General features: G+C 61.4%; 1 pseudogene. It reads right to left on the bottom strand.

From position 1 onward, the window contains the following. A pseudogene (locus tag G4G00_RS21785) lies at positions 1-503 on the bottom strand (hypothetical protein); the annotation flags it as partial.

Raw genomic sequence — 503 nt, 5'->3', positions numbered from 1 at the left:
ACCGCATCGGTGCCATCCACGCCATCGGCGATGTTCTTCAGGACGACCGCCGCACCACCGCTGTTGAGGGTGACCGTGCCCTTGCTCGTGTCGTCGTAGAACACCGCAGTGCTCTGCACTATGCCAAAGTTGGTTTCCACGGTGCCCACGCGGGTATCCAGCGAGGTCAACGTTCCTTCGGCCGTGGTCAGCCGCCCATCCAGAGCCGACACGTCATTGGCTACATCGGTAACCTTACCGTCTACCGTATCCAGCTGATCTTTATTCACCGCATCGGTGGTCTTCGTGCCTGCCGCCACATTCACCAGCCGACGCTCGTTGTCCACCGCACCAATGGAGACCGTGTTGGCTTCGGTGGCGGTCGAGTTTGGACCGATGGCGACCGCGTTGGCTGCAGTTGCGCTGGCATTGTCGGTATCGTCATTGGCGCCGTTGGCGGCAAAGTACGGCGAAGTACCGCCGGCTCCAATGGCGCTGTTCAGCGCGTTGAGCGCATCGCCTAC

The organism is Stenotrophomonas sp. B1-1 (assembly GCF_010894375.1).
Lineage (GTDB): Bacteria > Pseudomonadota > Gammaproteobacteria > Xanthomonadales > Xanthomonadaceae > Stenotrophomonas.
This window is presented reverse-complemented; position numbering and strand designations above follow the sequence as displayed.